A 5,727-nucleotide genomic window follows, 5' to 3' on the forward strand; every position below is an offset into this window, starting at 1 on the left:
AACCGCTCTTGCCCCGGTTGGCAAGCGTCGGGATGGGGAGATTTTCGCGTATTTGCACCCTCTCGCCGTCATTCCGGGCGCGCCGAAGGCGCGGGCTCAGGTGCGCAATTGCGCACCTGAGAATCCATACCACCAGCCGGGATTATGGATTCCGGGCCCGGCCCTTTGGGCCGCCCCGGAATGACGGCAGAGGGGTTGGCCTTTGGCCGACTACGCCCGCTGCCGCTCATTGCGGATGGAGAGCAGTTCCACGGGGCGGTCGGGGATGACGATGCGGAAGGTGGCGCCGATGGTGCCTTCGACGAGGTGGATGTCGCCGCCATGCGCGCGGACGAGCTCGGCGGCGATGGCAAGGCCAAGGCCGCTGCCGCCGGGGCGACCGGAGGTCTGGAACGCCTCGAACAGGTGCTCCCGGGTCTTCTGGGGGACGCCGGGGCCGGTGTCGGAGACCTCGAGGATCGCGACCGCGCCCTCGCGTTTTCCGGTGATCCGGATCTGCTGCACGCCGCCATCGCCGGACGAGGCATGGGTTTCCAGCGCCTGGGCGGCGTTGCGGACGAGATTGAGCAGCACGCGGAACAGCTGGTCGGGATCGGCATCGACGGCGAGCCCGCGCTCGATCGCGGCAACCCAGGCGATCGAGACGTCCGAGGCGAGGCCCGCGGTCTCGCGCACCTCCAGCACGACCGGCTCGATCAGGATCATGCGGCGGTCGGGCGCGGCCTCCTGGGCACGGCCGTAGGACAGCGTCGACTGGCAGAAGGCAATGGCACGCTCGAGCGAGCGCACCAGCTTTGGCGCGAAGCGCTGTACCCGCGGATCCGGCACGCTGGCGAGCTGGTCCGACAGAAGCTGGGCCGAGGCGAGCAGATTGCGCAGATCGTGGTTGATCTTGGAGACCGCCAGCCCCAAGGCGGCGAGGCGGCTCTTCTGGTTCAGCATCGACATCAGGTCGCGCTGCATGTCCGACAATTCGCGTTCGGCAACCCCGATCTCGTCGCTGCGCTGGCTCGGCACGATGATGCCGGCCGAGCTTTCGGGATTCTCGTGGAAGCCGACCAGGCTCGCGGTCAGCCGCCGCATCGGGCGCACGAAGAGATAATGGAGCGCGAGATAGACGAGGCCCGCGGTCAGCACCGCGATGATCAGCGCGACCACGACGAGATTGCGGGAGAAGCGGTACATCTGCTTCCGCAGCGGCAATTCGTCGGTGACGATCTCGATGAACTGGGCATTGCCGACGCCGGGGCCGACGATGCGGATGGCCTGGTTGCCGGTCTCCAGCATCATCCGGAACGAGCCGGTGATCGCCTCCCAGGCCGTCATGTCGCGCAGGTCGATGTCGTGCTCGATCGCGGCCGGAATGTTGTCGCTGGCAAGCAGCCGGCGCTGCTGGCCCATCTTGATGGCGACGGCGCGGGCATTGATGCTCTTCAGGATCTGCCGCGACAGCGAATCGGGGACCATGCCGAGCGGCGCCGCATCCAGCACCAGCGCCGCGGTGTTGGCCGCCGCTACGCGATCATTCAGCCGGTTGACCCAGAAATTCGCGATGGCCGGCACGTAGAGCAGCACCGCGGCGATCATCACCAAGGGAATGGTGAGCAGCAGCAGCTTGCCGGACAACCCAAGCCCGCGCGATCCACGCGGCCGTATCGCCGGCTGGTCCGGCTGATCCGTATCCTGGATCGGCTGGCGATCGGTGGCTGCCACGAGATTCGCCCCTGTTGGCTTGGCGGATGCAAGATGCGACCCGCCTGGGATGCGGTCAAATTACGGATCGCTAATCTGCCGAGGTGGGATGTAGGCGCTAATAGCGCGAGTCGCCACCTCAAGGGTTAAAAACCCCGCGCAAACAGCGATATTCACGAAAATCGCGCGCTTGTGCGGCGTTGACGAAAACAAGGCGCTCCCTTATAAGCCGCGCGAATTGTCCGCGATGACCCGGTGTGACGCCGGGAGCGGCTCTCTTGGGGCCGAAAAGGGCCCGTTTTGGGCAGCATCTTCCGGACTTTACCATCAATTCTACAGGCAAATTGCCCGGTCAGCGGAGAAAAACCCGTGAAGCGGACTTATCAACCCAGCAAACTGGTGCGCAAGCGCCGTCACGGCTTCCGTGCCCGTCTCGCCACTGCCGGCGGCCGCAAGGTTCTCGCCGCCCGCCGCGCCCGCGGCCGCAAGCGTCTGAGCGCCTGAGCCGGACCCCCTTTTCCGGGATTTCATCATGGATCGGCTGAGGCAGCGGGCGGATTTCCTCGCCGTTGCCAATGGCGCGCGGGCGAATAGTCCCGCGTTCGTCCTGCAAAGCCTTGACCGAAAAAGCCTTGGCCGGGACGATTCCGGCCCGATCCGAATCGGCTTCACCGTCACCAAGAAGAACGGCAACGCCCCCGAGCGCAATCGTATCCGGCGCCGGCTTCGCGAACTGGTGAAGCGGCTCGATCCGGTGTCGATGCAACCCCATCATGATTACGTGCTGGTCGGCCGAAGGGACGCGCTCTCGCGCGACTTCGCGACCATGCTCGACGATCTGCGCATAGCATTCACGAAGCCCGCGCGGCATACGGCCAAAGCACCCGTCAAGGCGCGCGGCCAGAGGCCAGGTCACGCCACGGCGACCAGCCGCAAACCGGATTGATGACGAGACAATATCGATGACCGACAACCGCAATACGATCCTCGCCATCATTCTGTCCGGCCTCGTGCTGATCGCCTGGCAGTATTTCTACAATGTGCCGCAGATGGAGAAGCAGCGCGCCCAGCAGCAGGCGGCCGAGCTCCAGAAATCCAGCACGCCACAGCCGACCGCGTCCGCGACCCCGGGCACCGCGCCGCAACCCGGCGCGGCTCAGCCGTCGACGCCGGCCGCGAATCAAGCCCAGCCGACCCTTTCCCGCGAGGCCGCCCTTGCCGCGAGCCCGCGCGTGAAGATCGACACGCCGCGGATCGCCGGCAGCATCGCGCTGAAGGGCGGCCGCATCGACGACATCGCGCTGGTGCAATTCCGCGAAACCGTCGATCCGAAATCGCCGCCGATCATCCTCTATTCTCCCTCCGGCACCGTGGAGCCCTATTACGCCGAATTCGGCTGGGTGGCGGCAACCGGCGTGACCGCGAAGATGCCCGATGCCCAGACCGTCTGGCAGCAGGAAGGCAGCGGCAGCCTGACGCCGAAGTCGCCGGTGGTGCTGAAATGGGACAATGGCGACGGCCTCACCTTCCGCCGCACCATTGCGGTCGACGACCATTATCTCTTCACCATCAAGGACGAGGTGAGCAACGTCGGCAATGCGCCTGTCACGCTCTATCCGTTCGCGCTGATCTCGCGCCACGGCGCGCCGCAAGTCTCGGGCTACTACATCCTGCATGAAGGCCTGATCGGCTATCTCGGCGACCAGAAGCTGCAGGAATATTCCTACAAGCAGATCGACGAAGCCAAGCAGGTGAACTTCAAGATTACGAACGGCTGGCTCGGCATCACCGACAAATACTGGGCCTCCGCATTGCTGCCGGACACCGACGCGCAGCTGCAGGCGCGCTTCTCGTCCAATCCCGTCGGCAAGGTCCATACCTACCAGACCGACTATCTGCTCGATCCCGTCACCGTCGCGATCGGCGGCACCGCGACCGCCAACGCGCGGCTGTTCGCGGGCGCCAAGGAAGCCGGCGTCGTCGGCGTGTTCCCGTTTGCCGGTCTCGGCGGCTACAACAAGGAGCTCGGCCTCAATCATTTCGATCTGTTGATCGACTGGGGCTGGTTCTATTTCCTCACCAAGCCGATGTTCCTCGGCCTCGACTTCTTCTTCCGCTTCTTCGGCAATTTCGGCATCTCGATCCTGCTCGTGACCGTGATCGTAAAGCTGCTGTTCTTCCCCCTGGCGAACAAGTCCTACGCCTCGATGGCGAAGATGAAGTCGATCCAGCCGCAGCTGATGGCGCTGAAGGAGCGCTATCCCGACGACAAGGTGAAGCAGCAGCAGGAGATGATGGAGATCTATCGCAAGGAGAAGATCAATCCGGTCGCCGGCTGTCTTCCCGTGCTGATCCAGATCCCGGTGTTCTTCTCGCTCTACAAGGTGCTGTTCGTCACCATCGAGATGCGGCATGCGCCGTTCTACGGCTGGATCAAGGACCTCTCGGCGCACGATCCGACCAATCTGTTCAACCTGTTCGGGCTGCTCCCGTTCGATCCGACCACGATTCCGGTGTTCGGCCATTACCTCGCGCTCGGCATCTGGCCGATCATCATGGGCATCACGATGTGGTTCCAGATGAAGCTGAACCCGACGCCGCCGGATCCGACGCAGCAGCTCATCTTCAACTGGATGCCGCTGATCTTCACCTTCATGCTGGCCGGCTTCCCGGCGGGTCTCGTGATCTACTGGGCCTGGAACAATTTGCTGTCGGTGATCCAGCAGAGCTACATCATGCGCCGCAACGGCGTGAAGGTGGAGCTGTTCGACAATCTCAAGGCGACCTTCGCAAGGAAGGCGACGTAAGCGCCGTCACTACGGGCCGTCATTGCGAGGAGCGAAGCGACGAAGCAATCCAGAATCCCTCCGCGGATGCATTTCTGGATTGCTTCGCTTCGCTCGCAATGACGTGGGGAAACAGCGAGCTTCGCATGACCGACGACAAAGATGCGAGGCTGATCGAAGCCGGGCGAAAGCTGTTCGCCCGCGACTGGCAGTTCATCTGGGCCTCGCCGTCGATCGCGACGCTGCCGCCGATGGCCGGGCTGGAGATCGCCTTTGCCGGCCGCTCCAATGTCGGCAAGTCGAGCCTCATCAACGCGCTCACGGGGCGCAACGCGCTGGCGCGCACCTCGCATACGCCGGGGCGCACCCAGGAGCTGATCTTCTTCGAGGTCCCCGGGAAAGGTGACCTGCGGCTCGTCGACATGCCGGGCTACGGCTATGCCAAGGCGCCCAAGAGCCAGGTCGCGTCCTGGACCGAGCTGATCCACAAATTCCTGCTGGGGCGCGCCTCGCTCGCCCGCGTCTATGTGCTGATCGACGCGCGGCATGGGATCAGGGACGTCGATCTCGAAGTGCTGAAGACGCTCGACCGTTCCGCCGTCAGCTATCAGATCGTGCTGACCAAGGCCGACCAGGTCAAGGCCGCCGAGTTGCAGGCGCGCATCGCCGAGACCGAGGCTGCGCTTGCCAAGCATCCCGCCGCGTTCCCGAACGTGCTCGCGACCTCCTCGCGCAGCTCCACCGGCATGGAGAGCTTGCGCGCCGCGATGGCGAAGCTGCTGGAAGAGCGGACCTCATGATGGCGGCGCAACGCGTGCTGATCGGGCTTGCCGGCCTGATGGGCGCTGCCGGCGTCGCGCTGGCGGCGGCCTCCGCACATGGCGGCGATGCGAGCCGGCTGGCATCGGCCAGCGCCATGCTGCTGTTTCATGCAACTGCCATACTCACGACCGTGGCATTGCTTGCGCGCGGCCTTCTGCACGGCGGAATTGGCCTTGCGGCCGCGTGCGGCCTCGCGGTAGGCGCCTTGCTGTTCGCGGGCGACCTCACCTTGCGGCAATATGCCGGGCACGCGCTGTTTCCGATGGCGGCGCCGACAGGCGGCATGGTGCTGATCGCGAGCTGGCTGGCGGTGACGTTGGCGGCGGTGGTGGCGAGGAAGTGACGCTCTTTTCCTTCTCCCCTTGTGGGAGAAGGTGGCGCGAAGCGCCGGATGAGGGGGTCTCTCCACAGACGCGCTCGCGGACAG

General features: G+C 64.8%; 6 protein-coding genes. 5 read left to right on the forward strand and 1 reads right to left on the reverse strand.

Annotated elements, in window-relative coordinates:
- Window positions 1-210 precede the first annotated feature (210 nt).
- Complete coding sequence (locus SE91_RS28880; protein WP_060734665.1) at window positions 211-1,713, reverse strand: sensor histidine kinase; 1,503 nt, start codon at window positions 1,711-1,713, stop codon at window positions 211-213.
- 348 nt (window positions 1,714-2,061) lie between these two features.
- On the opposite strand from SE91_RS28880, the gene rpmH reads away from it, so the two are divergent.
- The 5 genes from rpmH to SE91_RS28905 all read left to right on the forward strand — a co-directional run bounded on the left by rpmH (window position 2,062) and on the right by SE91_RS28905 (window position 5,643).
- Entirely contained in the window at window positions 2,062-2,196 is a 135-nt protein-coding gene (rpmH, locus tag SE91_RS28885; RefSeq protein WP_008542748.1) for a 50S ribosomal protein L34, read from the forward strand.
- Window positions 2,197-2,224: 28 nt separating this feature from the next.
- The gene (gene rnpA / locus SE91_RS28890; RefSeq protein WP_008542743.1) at window positions 2,225-2,638 is read left to right on the forward strand and encodes a ribonuclease P protein component; all 414 of its coding nucleotides are present in this window, start codon (window positions 2,225-2,227) and stop codon (window positions 2,636-2,638) included.
- A gap of 16 nt (window positions 2,639-2,654) precedes the next feature.
- Window positions 2,655-4,499: a membrane protein insertase YidC gene (yidC, locus tag SE91_RS28895; protein WP_061850077.1), complete on the forward strand. Its 1,845-nt coding sequence runs from the start codon at window positions 2,655-2,657 to the stop codon at window positions 4,497-4,499.
- Between the two features lie 125 nt (window positions 4,500-4,624).
- Window positions 4,625-5,278, forward strand: a complete 654-nt coding sequence (gene yihA / locus SE91_RS28900; RefSeq protein WP_061851389.1) for a ribosome biogenesis GTP-binding protein YihA/YsxC — start codon at window positions 4,625-4,627, stop codon at window positions 5,276-5,278.
- Complete coding sequence (locus SE91_RS28905; protein WP_061850078.1) at window positions 5,275-5,643, forward strand: DUF423 domain-containing protein; 369 nt, start codon at window positions 5,275-5,277, stop codon at window positions 5,641-5,643. The genes yihA and SE91_RS28905 overlap by 4 nt, the downstream gene beginning before the upstream one ends.
- The last annotated feature ends 84 nt before the right edge of the window (window positions 5,644-5,727 follow it).

Origin of the sequence: Bradyrhizobium sp. DOA1, from assembly GCF_001593325.1 — a bacterium.
In the GTDB taxonomy this organism is placed as follows: Bacteria; Pseudomonadota; Alphaproteobacteria; order Rhizobiales; family Xanthobacteraceae; genus Bradyrhizobium.